This is a genomic window from Vibrio sp. 070316B (genome assembly GCF_013114115.1).
Taxonomy (GTDB): domain Bacteria; phylum Pseudomonadota; class Gammaproteobacteria; order Enterobacterales; family Vibrionaceae; genus Vibrio; species Vibrio chagasii_B.
In genome coordinates, this window is sequence record NZ_VTYC01000004.1 from 177253 (window position 1) to 196454 (window position 19202).

At 45.4% G+C, this 19202-nt stretch carries 9 protein-coding genes; all 9 read left to right on the forward strand.

Annotated elements, in window-relative coordinates; translation table 11 throughout:
* Positions 1 to 138 precede the first annotated feature (138 nt).
* The 9 genes from F0251_RS05810 (at position 139) to dbpA (ending at position 19191) form a co-directional block, all read left to right on the forward strand.
* Entirely contained in the window at positions 139 to 9318 is a 9180-nt protein-coding gene (locus F0251_RS05810) for a type I secretion C-terminal target domain-containing protein (RefSeq protein ID WP_171730546.1), read from the forward strand.
* 34 nt (positions 9319 to 9352) lie between these two features.
* A complete protein-coding gene (locus tag F0251_RS05815) occupies positions 9353 to 11512 on the forward strand; it encodes a type I secretion system permease/ATPase (RefSeq protein WP_171730547.1) in 2160 nt (719 codons plus the stop codon).
* Positions 11505 to 12830: an HlyD family type I secretion periplasmic adaptor subunit gene (locus F0251_RS05820; RefSeq protein ID WP_171730548.1), complete on the forward strand. Its 1326-nt coding sequence runs from the start codon at positions 11505 to 11507 to the stop codon at positions 12828 to 12830. The genes F0251_RS05815 and F0251_RS05820 overlap by 8 nt, the downstream gene beginning before the upstream one ends.
* Before the next feature lie 34 nt (positions 12831 to 12864).
* Positions 12865 to 14178 (forward strand): TolC family outer membrane protein, encoded by a 1314-nt coding sequence (locus F0251_RS05825; RefSeq protein WP_171730549.1) that lies wholly within the window; start codon positions 12865 to 12867, stop codon positions 14176 to 14178.
* Positions 14178 to 14816, forward strand: coding sequence for an OmpA family protein (locus tag F0251_RS05830; protein ID WP_017068397.1), 639 nt, complete (start codon positions 14178 to 14180; stop codon positions 14814 to 14816). The genes F0251_RS05825 and F0251_RS05830 overlap by 1 nt, the downstream gene beginning before the upstream one ends.
* Positions 14816 to 15760 carry a PstS family phosphate ABC transporter substrate-binding protein gene (locus F0251_RS05835; protein WP_171730550.1) on the forward strand — a complete coding sequence of 315 codons (945 nt, stop codon included), beginning with the start codon at positions 14816 to 14818 and terminating at the stop codon, positions 15758 to 15760. Before F0251_RS05830 ends, F0251_RS05835 begins: the two co-directional genes overlap by 1 nt.
* A gap of 210 nt (positions 15761 to 15970) precedes the next feature.
* On the forward strand, positions 15971 to 16537 hold the full coding sequence (locus tag F0251_RS05840) for a hypothetical protein (protein WP_171730551.1): 567 nt from the start codon (positions 15971 to 15973) through the stop codon (positions 16535 to 16537).
* Positions 16538 to 16754: 217 nt separating this feature from the next.
* Entirely contained in the window at positions 16755 to 17663 is a 909-nt protein-coding gene (locus F0251_RS05845) for an aldo/keto reductase family oxidoreductase (protein WP_008215606.1), read from the forward strand.
* A gap of 148 nt (positions 17664 to 17811) precedes the next feature.
* Positions 17812 to 19191 carry an ATP-dependent RNA helicase DbpA gene (gene dbpA / locus F0251_RS05850; protein WP_008215605.1) on the forward strand — a complete coding sequence of 460 codons (1380 nt, stop codon included), beginning with the start codon at positions 17812 to 17814 and terminating at the stop codon, positions 19189 to 19191.
* Positions 19192 to 19202 lie beyond the last annotated feature (11 nt).

The following is a 19202-nucleotide window of genomic DNA, read 5'->3' on the forward strand; positions in this document are numbered from 1 at the left end:
TATCAATGGTAATTAATTAACTGTTAATGATTTGTTGTTTGCTAGTATTTATGAGAGAGAGTTCGCTGATTTCTCCAGCCTTTTATTGAGTAAATTGATGCTCTCAAGGTCAGCGTTTTTGTAAGGAAGAGGTTTAGGATGGATCCTATTTTATATATCGAAGTTGGCGGGGTAATTTGGCAGGTATTTCCTGACGGTACTTGGCAGCTATTACCCGCTACGCAAGCGAAGGTCGATGGCGTGCAAGTGGTGAGTATTGAACCTCAAAACTTGGACCAGACTCAACCTCTGACAGAACCACAAATAGAAGCGGTAGAACAACAGTTGGAAAAGGTTGTGACACAGCTTGTAAACAACATTGAAAGCTCGCGAGAACAGCCGAGTGCTTCAAACGACCAACCTAGCGCTAGTGCCTCTTTTATTGCCTATGTCCGATCTACACTAGACGAAACCCTGGCAGAAGCCGGTTTTGATACTCGACCAACAGAATACTTTGAAGACGACGCAACATCGAATGAAGGCAACCTCGACATACTTTTACCGAGTGCCGCGTTAACCGTAGATATTTTAGATGGTGGTGATGGGTACGAAAATCAGTTCGAAGTGCCTTCGGTTACGATAACGGGTACTGCTGTTGATGTTCGAGACGGGCGTACCGTTCTGCTAACGATCACTGACATTAATGGTAATACGGTAACCACAACGGCAATCACAAGCGATGAAACTTATGTAGTAAACGGCGTTGATCTCTCTTCATTAACTGAGGGTGATCTCAAGGTCGATGCGGTGATTGCTGATGAGTTTGGCAATAGCATTGCAGCTAATGACTCAACAATCAAAGACACCCTAGCCACAATCGATGTCGATTTTGATGGTTTTGGTGATGAGTTTTACAACCAGTTCGAAATTGCCAACGGAGCGCTAGTCGGCACCGTTGCCAATGTTGAAGATGGTCAGACGATAAGCATTTCCATTACTGATAGCCAAGGCCTCACCCAAGAATACACAACGACTGTATCGGGTGGTACATGGACTCTCACCCTTCAAGACTATTCAAGTTTTGCGGAAGGGGAGCTGACGGTTGTTGCTAACACCATAGATATCGCCGGAAACCCAACCACAGCGACTGACACCATTGTCAAAGATACGCTTGCGAGTATTACTGCAAGTGTTGATGATGGCGGAGATGGTGTCCTCAACAGTTTCGAAATTCAATCCGCTAAATTTTTCGGTATCGTTCAAAATGTTGAGGATGGCCAAACGGTCAACATCCGAATTTCAGACAGCACCACCAACGTGATCGTTCTAACGGCAACGGTTGTGAATGGTGCTTGGTCTGTCGAAGGTGTCGATTTAACGAGCTTTGCAGATGGCAGTATTTCTATTGAGGCTGACACTATTGATATCGCAGGTAACCCAGCGAATGCAGTAAATAGTGCAGGGGTTATTGTTATTGATACTGTTTCGCCAGTTATTGATATTGATACGTTAGATGGCTTTAGTATTTTGGCATTTCGTAGTGGCCAACTTACCACCATGCAGGGTACAACCAATGTTGCAGAAGGGCTCCCGGTTTACATTGAAGTAAGCGATGGGACTCAGACACTAGTCTTTGAAGGTGTTGTTGATTCTGCGGGTAACTGGCTGGTGGAAAATATTGATATTTCTGCCCTAGATTCATCTGCAGAATGGACGGTTGACGCAAAAGTTTTCAATACCGTCGGCAACGAGGCCATTGATGACATGCCGACGATTATTCTTCCAGAATCTGTGGTGTTTTCGGAAAACGTCATCGGTATTTTTGGCGATGAAACACAAACATCCGATATTCGCATCGATTTTGCAGACTTCTCATTTGGTGATGATCAAAGTCTAGCTGAGTTATTAACCTCTCAAGGCTTAACGATCACTGTCGCAGTATCTGCTGACAAGCAAAGCTTGGTTGGAACACGAAGCGATGGCCAAATTGTATTCGATGCTGCTATTTCCGGCAGTAACGTAAACATCAACTTCTATAAGGCGATCGACCAAGAGGCTGGTTTAGATTCAATTCAGACCGCACTGGTCATTGAAGGTTTACAAACGGATGCGGACGGCACCACAGAGCTCGTTATTGGTCATCTGCCTATTGTTATTAAAGATTCGGACCCACTCATTTTTGATGAATCTTATGAAGTTATTGAAGGTGAAGTGGTATCTGGCAATGTACTTAACAACGACATCGATCTTGATACTCAGCTAACTATAAGAAGCGTTGAAGTTGATGGGTCGACACAAATAATATCCGGCAGCGCTCCGGTATCATTTACTCTAGATGAAGGTGTTTTAACCGTCTTTGCAAATGGTCATTGGACATTTGTCGCCAACAGAAACTTAGATCACACCGTAGCTCAAAACATCAGTTTCAACTATGTTGCCGGCGATAGCAGTAATGACTTCGGAAATGGCACCGCGGTTATCGATATTTTTGATGGTGATGCGGGGTTAGTTGTCGATGGGACAACGACCAGCTCTGAAGGTGACGTATCTGATGGAGTCCAAACTGTCGTCGGTCAGTTTACTGTTTCCGCAGGTTCAGACAATCCAGATCCCGCCTCGATTGTATTTAATGCCAATACCTTAGTGCAGTTAAATGCCCTGGGCTTGACGACTGGGGATGAGGAGTTTCCTCTAACTTACACGTTAGCCAATGATGGTAAAACGATTACCGCACAAGCAAATGGTGAAACGATATTCACGCTATCGTTGAGCGCAGTTGCCAGTGGGATTGATGTTCTAGCAGATGTCACTTTAGTGTTAGAGCAGCCTATAAACCACCTGATCAGCAACGATTCTATTACTTTACCACTTATTATTGATGGGGAAGATATAGATGGTACTGCTTTAGAGCAAGGGCAATTCGATTGGATTCTCCAGGATGGGGTTGATCCGGTATTAACGTCAACTAGCAATGCTGCTGTGGACGAATCTGATCTTATTAATGGCAATGTCTCTGATACTGGTATTTTCAATCTCAACGTCGGGAGTGATTTTGTCGAGTCAGTCTTTTTCGATGCTGCAGATCAGCCGCAGTTATTCAGTGGCGGTGTACAGATCATTTATGTGGTCTCTGCGGATGGAAGTGAACTTATTGGCTATGTTGGCTCTGAAAGTGCTGACAATAAAGCATTCACCTTGAGCTTTACCTCTCCTTCTGGTGAGGCGGATACTGATGTTACTTATACTTTTGAACTCTTTAAGGGACTCGACCAAGATAACATTACAGACGAACTTCCATTTGTTGTTACCGCCAGAGATGATGACAACGATGAAACCAAGTTAACCTTGAATGTATCAGTGACTGATGGCGGCGAGCCAACGATCGGTTCTGGAATGGTTGAATTGAGTGAAATTCCTGTTGCTGATAGTACTCCATCGGGAGTTGGGTCAACAGCAAACGTGAGCTTAGCCGTTACCGCGGGCAATGACCCTCTGGTTTTCTTAGGTCTGGATGTGACCACGGGCCAAGCTGTTCTTGATAGCGATGGTGTAGCGGTAACCAGCAATGGTGAGGCGCTGACTTGGCGTGATAACGGTAATGGTACCTTTGATGCAGTTCTTGGTAATGGCGATGCTGTTTTCAGAATCAAATTACCAGATAGCTTCAGCCTTGAAGCCAATGGTTCAACAAATGTTGACGTCGTTATTGAACTGTATCAGTCCATTGATCATGGCTCAGGTTCTAAAGACACCGAACTGACGATTCCAGCTTCTATCGTCACCATTGATTCCGATGGTTCGAGAGACACGCAAGAGTCTGATATTAAAATCTATGACGGTAAAGATCCTGAAATTTCGGTGACTGGAAGCATCTCAGTTGATGAAGATGGTTTGCTGGGAGATGGTCAGCAAATTGGAGTCGAAGATAGCAGTCCTTCTTTAGGTATAATTGAAGGCTCCGATGATGTTGTTTCTGTCACGGTCAACACCGCTGCTTTTGATTCACTTGGCTACACCAGTGCCGGTAAAGCGATATCCCTTCAAGCTGTTGATTCTGATGGTTGGTATTATGGGCAAGACACTGACGGCAATAACGTATTTAGGATTCGCTTTAATACTGATGGGACGACTGAGTTTGATCTCTATGCACCACTAGATCACGCATATGGTAATAATGGTGAGAATAACTTAGCTCTTAATTTTGAGTTAGTGGTGAACGATGCGGATGGAGACAGCTCAGACCCTGCTATTTATTCTGTTAACGTAAAAGATGATGTGCCGACTGCTCGAGATGGTTCTATTGAAATGGTCGAGGGTGATAATCTTACTGGACAATTCTTAACCGAAGAGTTTGCAGGCGCCGACGGTGCAGAAATCATTAGCGTCACTTATCGTAATGTCACTTATACGTTTGACAGCGCAGGTACGCCAATCACGATCGAATTGATTAATGATTATGACAACGGGTCAATTTACGGCCAGTTTACGCTTTCACCTGATGGTAGTTACCAGCTCACTACGAATCCTAATGTAACGACTGATCCAAATGATCCAAAAATCGTTGATGACATTGATTATTTGGTGCGAGATGCGGATGGTGATGAAGTCACCAGTAACGCAGAGCTTGTTCTGGACGATAACGAAGGTTTTATTCGTTATGAAGATTCTGAAACCACAGAAGATAACGATGCGATTATTGTAGTCAGTGTCTCAACGGGTGATATTGACCAAAGTGAAACCGTTACCGCTATCGAGTTCTCCGAAGCTTCATTAAATGGCGGTAGCTTGTATCTTGATGGGGTATTGCTTCAAGTTGTCGACGGCAAGGTCACCTTATCTGGAAGCCAGCTGACGATGATTGATAGTCAGTTTACGGGGCCTAACGGGCAGTTAACCTATCGCCCTGCGCTTCATGAATCTAATACTACGTCGACGGTTATTTTGGCAATCAATGCCATCATTAGTACCGACACGACACCAAAAGAGCTCACCGCCGATATTGCTGTTTCTGTTTTACCTGTAGCTGACGCACCGGATTGGTCTGACTCGGTCTTCACTTATCAATCAGTGGAAGATGATGCAGACCCTATCAAGCTTGATATTACCGCTCAACTCGTTGACCAAGATTTGTCGGAAACACTAACTTATACGATAAGTGGCATTCCAGATGGTCTGAATATCACCTTGAACGGAAATGCCGTTAAAGAGGGTAAGGAGTACACTCAGAATCAAATCGGCAAAATGGAAATCAGAGCTGATGAAAACTTAGCGGGTCGATTTGAATTTGAAATTACTGCGATTGCCACTGAATCCGGAAACTCCTTCGCTGACCCTGCCGATAAAACGGCTGATAATGTTCATACTGTCATCGTAGAGATCTCTCCTGATGCGGATAAACCAATTCTATCTGTCAAAGATTACAAAGGTTTGGAAGATGAGAACATTTTCCTGAAGAACGTAATCAGTGGTGCGCTGACTGATACCGATGGCTCCGAATCCTTAAGCTATCAAATCGAAGTACAAGACGGTTGGTCAATTCAAGGTGGGTTATTTGATCTGATTGGTCCTAACACTTATCTGGTATCTGCAGAAGCGATAGAGAACGGCACCGCTTATTTAATACCAAAAGAAGACATCAGTTCATTTACAGAAGACCTATACATTAAGGTAACGGCCGTCTCTTATGAATCGACTATTGACTCGCTAGCGCCTGTCAACGTTAAGGCGGTTAGCGACACTGAAACCATCAATATTTTCCTCAAAGGTGTGGTCGATGAGCCGATCGTTGTGGATGGGGGCAACGCGCACTGGGAATACGATAGCGATACTAAAGTTATCAGTAATCAATCGGTGCTTAACGAAGATGGTTTGATCCGACTGGATTTTGTGGTCCAAACTTCAGACGACGATGTATCAGAAGAGATTAACGTACTGCTTACCAACATCCCTGAAGGCACTTTGCTGGTGGATGCGTTGGGCGAGCCAGTATCGCTGACGATTGCGTACATTGATGATGTCACAGGACCAGTATTCCAAGTTTCTAACGCTCAACTGAATGACTTATACCTCAAGCCAGTTCCTGATTTTAGTGGTGAATTGGAGCTCACAGTCATTGCTATCTCAACGGAACCTGATGGTGACTCGGGCGAGTTTCCGATGACCTTAAAGGTCGAGCTAGCACCTGTCGTTGATCAAGAAGATGGTCAAGTCGTTAACACTCAAGGCATCGAAGACAGCCAAATAGGTTTGAACCTAGAGCCATCTGTGAATCAAGATGTGGATGGTAGTGAGTCCTTGACGGGGTATGTCATTGACAGTCTTCCGGCTGATCTGACTCTTTACTTTGATGGCAGTGTAATTGAAGTGCCTGCTTCAGGTTTAGATCTAGAGAGTCTATTAGATAGCACAACACCAACTCTTTCAGAGCTTTTGAACAGTGGCAGATTGTCGGTAACCGCAACCGAAGATTTGAGTGGCACGTTCACAATACCAATTACCTATGAAGTGACGGACACCTCGCCAACAGGGGCAACGGATGTAAAAGACATTTCAGGCACAATCAGTGTCACCGTAGATGCGAGAGTTGAATTAGATACTCGTTTAGAGAGTTCCGGGCAAATATACATCAGTGATGATGGCTCTCCAGTTAATGTATCGGACGCGGTCACTTTTGTTGATGCTGATATCGATGGCTCTGAGTACTTAGACTACATCCTGATCGACGTGCCTGATGGCTATTCTTTGATTATCGATCACCCTAATGGTGCAGCTCAAGATGGCTCTGGTAACTGGATTATCTCGGCTAATGGGCTGACGAGTGATTCTATTCAAGAACTGGCTCAAGAAATCTTGAGTGGTATGACAATCTCTAGCCCGAATGATACGCCGGTTTTAGATATCGTTGTCCGAGCTCGTGTTATAGATGGCGAAGACTCGAAGTACATTAATACCTCATTTCAAATTCAGATCACTGGGCATGATGGCGGTGGAGGCTCTTGTGACCCTGTTGGACCACCTAGCCCAATTCAACCTGATGGTGAGATTAAGACTCCCGAAGGTGAAGATATCGACTTAACGGGCTTGCTAAATACCGATGTGGCGAGTGACCCTGACAATGAAATTTCTTTCTATATTCCAGCAGATTCACTGCCAGAAGGCGTAGAAATTTCTGGTGATGGTGTGATTGCAGAATACGACGCATCAGGTGAAATTGTGGGTTACTCGATTACTGCTGATGGCTTGTCAAAGTTAACCCTAACCGGATTGGATGAAGACTTTGCTGGTTGTATCGACTTTACGATAGAGACCATTGAGACCTCGCCATGTAACGGTCAGACCGTAACCACAGAACAGACAATTAGCATTCAAGTTCTGCCTGTTGTTGATGACATTACAGTGGAAGCTGACTCCACGACAATTCAAGAAGACACAGCGACAGACCTTAATCTTGAGCTTGTGTTAGGTGACAGTGTCGAAGACGGTCAGCTAATCACTGGTGAGGGTAATAGTGCGACTGGTAAAGAGACCGTTAACTCTTTGACCATCACGATATCAAACGGCGGTACGCTGTCGGAAAGTCCTTCAGATACAGGTTTGTTGGTTGATAATGGCAACGGTACATGGACGGTTACAGACCCTAGCCGATTGAGTGATGTGTTAGTCACGCCTCCTGAACATTATAGTGGCGAAATTACCCTGACTGTGACAGCCAACATTACTGATGAAGCGGATTGTGTCACTGAAACCGATACGCAAGATAAAACCACGGTTGTGACTATCACGGTTGAGCCAGTCGCGGATGAGGCGAATTTAGTCACACAAGACATTATTGGTGATGAAGACACTTATATCTCATTGTCCTCACTCAGTGCAGAACTGATTGACCAAGATGGTTCTGAAAATATGTCTTTGGCACTAAAAGGTGTGCCTGAAGGGGCTGTCGTTGCGATAAAAGTGGGGGACTCATATGAGTTGGTTCCAAATAACGGCGCAGATGGCGGTACCTTCAACGGCAACCCTACTTATGAGTGGCAATTAGATCCAAGCCAGTTGGTTAACTTAGTGATTATGCCGCCAAGAGATTTCAGTGGTGATATGGACCTTGTGCTTGAGGCCATCACTCAAGAAATCGGTACCACAGAAATTCGTTATACCGAATCTGAATTTACCGTAGGGGTGAATCCTATCGGTGACAAGGTTGAGTTCTTCGACCTACCTGAACAGATGACGGGAAGTGAAGATGAAGGCATTGTTATTCCACTTGATGCGAATAGTTTCGAGACCAACAGTGATGAGTTCTTATTAATTACAGTCACGGTGAATGGGACTTCGGATCCTTCGGGTTTAACTGGGCTCGATAGAATTCGCATTGGTTCTGAAACAAGCTCTTTCACTAATGTTGGCGGCATTATACAAGCTACGATCCTCGTTAAAGCAAGTTCCGTTGATGAGCTTGAGTTCTTTGCTGGAGACGCTTGGGGCAACCTCGATATTACGATCACAGGTCAAACGGTTGACCAAAATACGGTACTCGGTAATTTGGTCACAGATACTGGCGAACCAAGTTCACAAGATATGACTTTGGTGATTACACCAGAGCCCGATGCTCCGTTGCTAAGCCTTGAATACCCATCAATTGTCGCTGAAGCAAGCGGCACGATTCCTCTTGGTTTAGACCTTTCTCTGGTTAACCCTGCCGATTCAGAAGAAGGTTTTATTACCATTTATGACATCCCAGCAGGTTTAACTTTCTCGCATGGTTCTATGGTTGATGGTCAGTATGTCGTGGAATTAGCGGATGTGCCTAATCTAGCGATTACCGGGGGCTATAACAGTGGTGATCAATTTGATCTAACGATTGAGCCATCAGCAGAAATTGGCAATAACCAAGCGGTTGGACTCCCACAAACCGTATCGGTTGAGTTTGTGGCTGAAGGTGACTCTACGATTACCGCAACAGATGACAACGATTTGCTAATTGGTGGTACAGGCTCGGATAGCTTTGTATTTGAATCTTCAGGTTTAGGCAGTGCAGATTCGCCGAGCTTCGATGTGGTTCAAGATTTTGATGCCTCACCAGACACGGATGCGATTGATTTGTCAGGAATCCTGGGTGGCTTAGGTATCGCGACGGGCATTGGTGCGACACAGTACCTCGATCTAGAAGAATCAACGGAAGGCGTAACGATTTCGATCAAGGCCAATGGAGACGATGACGTCCAACAAAATATCTTGCTCGCCGATGTGACGTATGATGATTTGTATCAGGGTGATAGCAGCAGTGCATTAGAAGCACAAATTTTACAAAAAATGATAGAAGACAATAATTTAACGCTGTAAGTTAGATGTACAGTCTATAAAAGGAAGTTTTAGATTGGTAGAACAAAAAGACAGCTGGCTAGGTTGTGTGGGGTGGTTATGCGAACATTTTAATGTGCGTAGCCACCCGTCCAAAATAGTGTCTGGCCTACCTTTAGTCGAAGGAAAGCTCAATGAGTCCCTTTTCCCAAGAGCGATTGAGAAATCAGGGTTGACTCTGAGTCATGTAAAAAAAGAGTTGCTGACTCAATGTCAGTTTCCGGTTGTTGCTGTGAAATCAGCGACAGGAGCTCCCGTAGTTGTTATCCAAGGCGCTGGTGATGACTTTGATGTTTTAGATTGTGAAACTGATTCTAGTCAGACTATCTCGTTAAAAGAGTTGGTCGCACAAGTCGAATCGTACGTTTGGCAAGTCGGTGCTCAAGCGCTTGATGACGCCCGTGTTCAGGCACATGAGCGCAGTGATAGTAAAGCAAATACGCGCTGGCTTTGGCGTGTGGTCAAAGAAGTGAAACCTTGGTACCGAGACCTGTTTATCGCTTCGTTCTTGATCAACGTGCTTGCGCTAGTTGTTCCCCTGTTTACCATGAATGTGTACGACCGTGTTGTGCCAAACCAAGCGTTCAACACACTTTGGGTACTGGCCGCCGGCGTTGGTATCGTGGTTATTTTTGATTGGGTATTGAGAAGCTCACGAAGCTCTGTGACGGACATGGCAGGGCGCTATATAGACAATAAGCTGTCTTCCCAACTATTCTCAAAAGTCCTTGGAATGAAGCTCGAAAACCGACCGCAATCGGTAGGTGCATTCGCACGGCAGCTTCAAGATTTCGATAGCGTAAAAGATTTCTTCACTTCCATTTCTTTGGTAACGCTGGTCGATTTACCGTTTACTTTGTTGTTCCTTTTACTTATCGGTTGGCTCGGCGGTGCGATGATGTTCATTCCAGTTGCCATTATGCTTGTGCTGATCGTGCTCAGCATTGCCATGAAGGGCAAAGTAGAAAAAACGTTTGATGAAACTGCGCGTCTATCGACACAAAGACAAGCACAGCTGTTCGATTGTTTGACAACACTTCCCGATATCAAGCAGAACAACGCGGAAGGCATTACTCAAAAGCGTTGGGAGCAGACGATCTCCTCGCTATCTCAATGGCAGACTCAGTCTCGTCATTACTCAAATATCGTGACCCACTCAATTCAATCCAGTCAGCAGATTGTCACTATCACACTCATTATCTTCGGCGTGTATCAGATCTCCGAAGGTCTGCTCAGCATGGGTGGCTTAATTGCTGTCGTGATGTTGAGTGGCAGAGCCGCGAGTTCGGTTAATCAACTTTCACTTCTCATGCTGAGATTTCAGCAAACTCGTTCGGCGGTTGAAGGCTTGAACCAGATAATGGAGTTGCCTCAGGAAGAGTCGAAACACCAAGTGATAGACAAGGGTGACTTTGATGGTGGGGTGAGGCTTGATGAAGTGACCTTCTCTTATCCAGAGACGCAAAGCCCTGTATTGAAGGACATCTCACTGGAGATTAAACCGGGTGAGCGAGTGGGTGTGATTGGTGCTGCAGGTGCCGGCAAAACCACATTACTATCGATTGTTGCTCGCCAGTATCTACCCACGACAGGGCAAGCGTTCTATCAAGAAATTGATGGACAACTTTGGCCAACCAGTGTCTTACGAAGTGGTATGGGCTGGGTAGGGCAAAACACCAACCTTATTTTTGGTAGCGTATACGACAACGTGACCCTAGGTGCGACCAACGTTGACGAAGAGAAATTAAGACTTGCACTACAGCAGTCGGGTTTGAACGGCTATATGGGACGTTTAAGCAATGGCTTGGAAACGCCAGTTGGCGAGGGCGGCCGGTTGCTCTCTGGGGGCCAACGTCAAGCTGTTGCCATTGCAAGAGCCCTATACCGCTGTCCAAAATTATTGATTATGGATGAGCCAACCAGCGCGCTAGATAACCAAGCGGAAATTCAGTTCTTCAATGCACTGCAAAGCATGCCGAGAGAAACGTCTATGCTGATCAGCTCGCACAAGTCTTCCTTCTTGATGATGTGCGATCGAGTGATTGTTCTAGATAAAGGTCAGATAGTCTCGGAAGGTGAGCCCAAAGATATTTTATCTCTGCAGAAGAGAAGCGTACCCAAAGGAGCGAGCCGCTTTAAGACGGTTTCAGTGGTAAAGGGAGGTCGTAATGAGTAACGATATTCAATGGACCAATAACCACTTAGCATTTCGTTCACGTAAGTTGATTTGGCTAAGTGCACTGTTGATTGTGTCGATCATTGGCTGGGCGACGTGGGCAACTCTCGAAGAAGTGGTGATTGGTGAAGGCAAAGTGGTGCCTAGCCTTTCCGTACAAACGATCCAGAGCTTAGAAGGCGGTTTGGTTCAAGAGATCATGGTGCGACAAGGTCAATCTGTGGTGAAAGGGCAGCCTCTGGCGAAATTAGAAGACACGCGTTTTAAGGCGGCATTTTTAGAGTCGGCTCAACAAGCGGATACTTTGCTGGCTCAACAGTTGAGGCTAAAAGCCGAACTCTCAACAGTGGTGTTAAACAACGATGCTAAAGAGTGGTATGAGCGAGTGGTATTGGTGCCACAAGACATTGTTGTCGATGTATCAAGCCACCCTGCATTAATGAACGCCAAAGCGAACTATCTTGAGCGTTTGGGGCAATTAAAGTCGGAACTGGAAGAGGCGGCACTACGTATCGAGCAACAAGCTCAGGCTCGTGTTGATACGCTGAATAACATTCAGACTCTTGAGAGCAGTTTAGATATCGTGATTCGAGAGCGCAACATGCTCAAAGATGTGGTGGCCAGCGGTGCGGTCGCAGAAGTTGAATTATTAAAACTGAATCGCGATGTAGTAAAGCTTAAAGGTGATATTGCGAGTTCAAGAGTGGCAGCTCAGAAACAGATGGCGGCGTACTCAGAATCTATTGCCGATCACCGCAGCATCGCATTGGATTTTAGAACCAAGGTGCAAGGTCAGCTCAACGAAGTAACCAGCAAAATCGCGCAACTTAACGAAAGCCAACAGGCAATCGCCGACCAACTTAAGCGAACGGAAATCGTAGCGCCTGTCGACGGCACGGTGAAAGAGATCTTTGTTCGCACCATCGGTGGTGTTGTCCGCCCTGGTGAGCCGATTATTGAGCTGATCCCATCCAACAGTCAGCTGATTGTGGAAGCTAAGATCTCCCCTCAAGATATTGCCTTTGTTCACAAAGGGTTAGACGCCACCATTAAGTTTTCGGCTTACGATTTTGTGATTTATGGCGGGCTAAAAGGCGAGGTGACCTACGTGAGTGCCGATGCCTTGCAAACTGAAGACGGCAACGCGTATTACCGAGCCCATATTCAATTAAACGAAGACCAGCAACAAAACTCTGCCTTTAGCATTATCCCAGGGATGCAAGTGGCGGTTGATATCTTAACCGGTGAAAAAACAGTATTGAGTTATTGGTTAAAACCTATTTTACGAGCTAAGGAAAACTCACTTCGCGAACGATGAAGTGAGTTAAAGCATAAATATAAAAGGAAGTGTAATGCATTCAAAATTCTTACTCTCTTCTTGCTTACTCATGAGCGGACTGTCTCAAGCAGCCTCATTAGAAGAGTCCGTGGCCTTTGCCATAGACTATAGCCCAGAGATATTGGCGCAGTACTCCCGATACCAATCGGTGATAAGAGACGGTGACGCTGCCGGTGGTTTGTATATGCCGCAAGTCAATTTGTACGCAGCGGCAGGTTATGAAGAGACGCGCTACAACAGTGGTAGCAAACTTGATACCGACGACCGAGGCCTAACACGAACAGAAATTGGCGTTAAAGTCTCTCAGCTACTGTTCGATGGTTTCAAAACGACTTCGAATGTCGACCGTTTAACTTATGAAGCGGAAGCGGAGCGTTTAACGCTGATTTCTCGTGCTGAAAATGTGTCACTGGATGTAGTGCGAAACTACCTTGATATTCTGAAAGCAGAGACGCTTTTGGAGCTTTCCAAACGTAACGTGAAAGAGCACCAAGAGATCTATCAAGATATCCAGGATAAAAAGAGCAAAGGTTTAAGTAGTAATTCAGACTTAGCTCAGATCTCGGCTCGTGTCGCGACGGCACAATCTTCATTGATCGCGGCTCAAAACAATCTGTTTGATTTGCAGACCCAGTACTTACGATTAGTGGGTAAGCCTGCGGTGAACTTGGTGTATCCACGTTTTGATTACGCTCTGTTACCAAGTTCTGCTGAAGTTGCTCTTGAACAGGCTGTCGAGAATCACCCAGAAATCAAAGCCTCGTTGCTTGATATCGACGCCGCTCGTAAAGAGATGCGTAGAGAGAAAGGCGATTACTACCCAGAGGTCAAATTAGAGCTTCACGCGAATAAGAATGACAACGTCTCAAACCCGCCAGGTGGTGTCGACGAAGATGCGCGAATCATGCTGACCATGGATTACGATCTGTTTAATGGTTTTTCTACAGATTCACGTGTCGAATCATCAGCGTGGCGCGTAGAAGAGGCTAGAGCGATTCGAGTCAGAACTGAACGCGAAGTGAAAGAGGGGACTCAACTCGCTTGGAATGCTTACAAAATGCTCGAACAGCAAAAGTCTTTGCTTCAACAGAACGTCGATGCTGCCAAAATAGCCGAGCTAGGTTATATCCAGCAATTTAATGTCGGCAGACGAAGCCTACTGGATGTTCTCGATGCCAAGGTCGAGGTTTTCTTAGCTCGACGAAATTTCATCAGCACTGAATACGATCAGACATTGGCAGCATACCGAGTATTGAATGCGATGGGTATGTTGACCTACGCATTGAGGGTTGAACACCCAGACGAGTGGCAAGGGGAGAACAAGTAATGAAACATTTTAAACTCGCACTACTTAGTTCTATTTTGTTGATGGGCTGTGCAGAAACGCCAGACACCACCATGACTCGCCACCAAATTGATGATTTAGCGGATAACGACCGTGATGGTGTCATCAACCAACGAGACCTGTGTGCAGACACACCTGAAGGCGTAACCGTTGATATCAAAGGCTGTGCTAACTGGAAGATCGTAGAAGACGTTGAAGTACTCAGCGTGGCATTTGATTTCGATAAGCACGACCTTAAACCAGAGCATACAGCGGTGTTGAATGAGCTAGTTCGTTTGCTTGGTGAGCAACCGGACGCTTCAGTAACCTTGGTGGGTGATACCAGCTCAGAGGGTACCAACACTTACAACAAGGCATTGGCTAAGAAAAGAACGGGCGTTATCCGAGACGCACTGATCGACCGCGGAATCGATAGCAAGCGTATCTTTGAACAAGAATTTACGCAGATAACCAGCCTAACTCAGCATCTTCACAAGCGTAAACGTAGAACCATTGCTGTGTTAAAAACCGAGAGTATGGAAGTGAATCCATCTTGGAATATTTTCACCTCAGAGATGCAGTTAGATAGTAACAGTGACGTTGAATCTAAGATAATGATTGACCCGGAAGGAGGCCAGTAATGAAGAGTCTATCGAATAAATCTGGCTTACTGCTTGCCACTATACCGGTCCTTTTCTCACCAGTAATATTAGCGAATGACGTCACTGAGATCGGCTTAGTCGCTATTGAGCCTAATATGGAAGCCTTGGTTGAAGACTTGCTTAAGAGTCAAGAGATCGACTTGGAGCTTTTGTTGAGTGACAGCGTGCCAGAACAAATGATCATGCAGCGTTCGCGTGTGGGTATTACTTCGAAAAAGTGGACCGACAAAGAGATGGCAAGGTTTGACATGCGCTACGGTTATAGACCGACAGAGCTTATGTTTACTGCCGATGTGATTGCGATTCTGGCCAATGAGGATAACCCTGCTACCTCCATTACGGTTGCTGAACTTATCGATGTGTTTGGATGCTCGAATGATCCTAAGCACCCTAAATGGTCGTCAAGTAGTGATGCTCGCAACGGCGAAAGCCTCGACACTCATATGTTGCCTTTCGCCATTGACCATAACTTGAAAGGCCATACCACCTTTTCGAGTTGGGTTGAGTGCGGAACCGATGGAGAATATGCACATACTCAATTCCTATCGGACTTGCCGCATCTTATAAACAAGATTGAAGACGAAGAGGCGGCGATTGGTTACACCGTATACTCGGATCAAATCTCTGATGTGAAATGGCTAAGTGTTGTCGATAACTTAGGGGTAAATTACGACCTTAACAAAGAGACCATCCTCTCTGGGCGTTACCCATTAGCGACTGTGTACTACATGTACTTGAACATCCCTGCACACCGCAAAGGGTTTACTGAACAAGAGAAATTCTTTATTGACCTAACTCTTTCAGAAGCACATCAAGAAGTGTTGAATCAGTACGGTTTCATCAGTTTGCCACCAGAAGCGATTCAACGTAACAAAGTGAGATTGTCGCTTGAAGAGCCGGCTATCGAAGGTGGTTATAAATAATTGGGATGTCGTATTGTAACCATTATGGAAGAGTGCTATTCTCACTTCCGTAATGGTTCTCAACGTGACGGATTACGTTATTCGGCGATGAATTTATCTAGCGGGCATGTATGCCCGTTTTTTTTCGCCTAAAATTTGTGGCTCAACAGGTTGCTGGTTGATTGGTCACGTATAATGAGTCACGTCTAGTGATTTGAATAAGCAACATTAATGAAAAGTCTTTCTGCCCTCACCATACTATTAGCTCTCAATATATTGTCTTTCTCTGTATACGCGAGTGAAAGCTGGTGGCTGCGAACCGTGTTTAACACGAGCCCCTCTCAGCCTAGTTCCCAGCACTATATTAACGACATAGATTTAATGGATTGTGGCGAAGTCGAAGGCACTCAGTTGTGCAGTGACCTAACGCAGTACTACGATCTTGATGTGTATGTAGAGTTGGACTTAAGAGAATCAAGTGTTGAAGCCGTTCGTTTCACCCTGCCATATTCCAAATTAAGTTATACCAAACTTCAAGCTTACCTACGCCAAGATGGTTTTGCGCTCAGTTCAATTCGTATTGGGGAAGATGAGTTCGATGTTGTGAGCCAACTTGAGCAGGCAGAAAGGGAAGGAGTAAGTGCTGACATCGTGGACAAGCGGTTGATCGAGTTTATGAATGGTTCGCACAACTCTTCGGAGCAAATAAGCCGGTGGAATGTCCCTAATGTTGAATCACCTTGGGTTGAGCTCATCAATGACGGTGCGAGTCTGACCGTGGAACTTAATCGCTTTTAATCACTCAAATTTATAGAAAGTGTTATTTTTCATTCGAGTAAACCACCTTTTTCGTAGAACGCCTGAGAGCCAGACAGCAAGCTATTATTGATTTGAGTGTTGGTTTTTCTGTTGCTCTCACAGTTTTAGCAAGCGTTTACCTTTGCCATTTGTTAAACGTTGAGCCCTCGGTAAAACGAGCATAGGATACGCTCAGTATTGATAAAGGAGACAACCCATGGTTGCAAAAGTAACGATAGCGCCACAAGGCCCAGAAGTATCTGAGCTGGTGCAAGGATACTGGCGTACAGCAGAGTGGGGCATGACCCCGAAACAACGTCTAGCTTTCCTTAAGCAACACATAGATCTTGGTATCACAACGGTGGATCATGCAGACATCTATGGTAACTACCAATGTGAAAAGTTGTTTGGTGAGGCACTTGCACTAGAGCCTGGCCTTCGTGACGAGATTCAAATTGTCACCAAGTGCGATATCAACCTGTGTGGTGACCACACTCCTGAGCGTAAGATCAATCACTACGACACCAGCGCACAGCATATCTACCAATCAGTAAATAACTCATTAGAGCGTCTAGGCGTTCACGATATCGATGTGCTGCTGATTCACCGTCCTGATGTATTGATGGATGCTGATGAAGTGGCAGAAGCGTTCGCTGAGCTGCACAAAGTCGGTAAAGTTAAACACTTTGGTGTTTCTAATTTTTCGCCACGACAGTTCGAGCTACTGCAATCTCGACTGGGCAAACCTTTGGTGACTAACCAAGTTGAAATCAACCCATTGAATTTCGACGTTGCCCATGATGGCACGCTTGATCAGCTGCAGATGAACCGCACTCGTCCAATGGCGTGGTCTTGCCTAGGTGGCGGTAGCATCTTCAGTGGTGAATCTGCACAAGCGGTTCGCGTTCGTGAAGAGCTTGAGGCGATTCGTTTAGAAGTGGGTGCTGATAGCATTGATCAAGTCATCTACGCGTGGGTACGTCGTTTACCGTCTAATCCTATTGCGATTATTGGCTCTGGTAAGATTGAACGCGTTAAGACAGCTGTTGATGCACTGAAAATCGAACTGACTCGCGAGCAATGGTATCGCGTGTGGGTGGCTTCTAAAGGTCACGGTGTGCCATAGAAAGCAATTCATATAGAAGCGAAAGCCAGCTAAGAAAGCTGGCTTTTTTGTGTTCGCCCGACCTATTTCTTCAAAACTGTGATTAAGGTGGAATAATTTTCAAAAACACTCATAATGCACTCTGTTTTTCACCAGTTGGATATTTCCATTGAGCACTTCAAAATTCTCTTCAATCGCCCTTAAACCTGAGCTTCTGCATACGTTGGATTCTCTTGGTTATACTGAAATGACGCCGATCCAAGCGTTAAGTCTTCCTACTATCCTAAATGGCAAGGACGTTATCGGTCAGGGTAAAACGGGTTCAGGTAAAACAGCTGCTTTTGGTTTAGGTGTGCTACAAAACCTGCGCGTTAAGCGTTTCCGTGTTCAGTCTTTAGTGTTATGTCCGACTCGTGAACTGGCAGACCAAGTAGCAAAAGAGATTCGTACGCTTGCTCGTGGCATTCACAATATTAAAGTGCTGACACTATGTGGTGGTATGCCAATGGGGCCGCAAATTGGCTCACTAGAGCATGGCGCGCACATTCTTGTAGGTACACCAGGTCGTATTCTCGATCACCTAGAAAAAGGCCGCATTGACTTGTCTGAGCTGAACACGCTTGTGTTAGATGAAGCGGACCGCATGCTAGAGATGGGCTTCCAAGACGCGTTGGATGCAGTTATCGATGCAGCACCAAAAGAACGTCAAACTCTGCTATTCAGTGCGACTTTCCCTAAACAGATCAAATCTGTTGCAGACCGCATCATGCGCAACCCTGAAATGGTGAAGGTTGAATCAACGCACGATCACTCAAGCATCCAACAACACTTCTACAAGTTAGAGGGTTCTGAAGCTCGTGATGACGCTCTAGAGTTGCTGTTACTTCATCACCAACCAGAATCTGCGGTTGTGTTCTGTAACACTAAGAAAGAAGTACAGAACGTAACTGACGAACTTAGCCACCGTGGCTTCAGTGTTATCGAGCTGCATGGCGACATGGAACAGCGTGAACGTGACCAAGCTTTGGTCCAGTTCTCAAACAAAACCATCTCGATTCTAGTAGCGACTGATGTTGCGGCTCGTGGTCTAGACGTTGATAACCTAGATGCAGTATTCAACTTCGAGTTATCTCGTGACCCAGAAGTTCACGTACACCGCATTGGTCGTACAGGTCGTGCAGGTAGCAAAGGCGTGGCGATCAGCTTCTTTAGCGAAAAAGAGATGTACCGTGTTGCTCAAATTGATGAGTACATGGACATGCCGATTGAGCCATCTGAGTTACCGGCAAAACCAATTGCTAAGCCTTACTACTCAAACATGGTAACCATCCAGATTGATGGTGGTAAGAAAGCTAAACTTCGTGCGGGTGATATTCTTGGTGCACTGACTGGTCAAGGTGGTATCGATGGTAAATCAGTAGGTAAGATTAACTTATTCGCAATGCGTGCTTACGTAGCGGTAGAGCGTTCTGTTGCTAAGAAAGCATTGAATAAGATCGAATCAGGCAAAATGAAGGGCCGTCAATTCCGAGCCCGAATTCTGAAGTAATTCGAGATTCT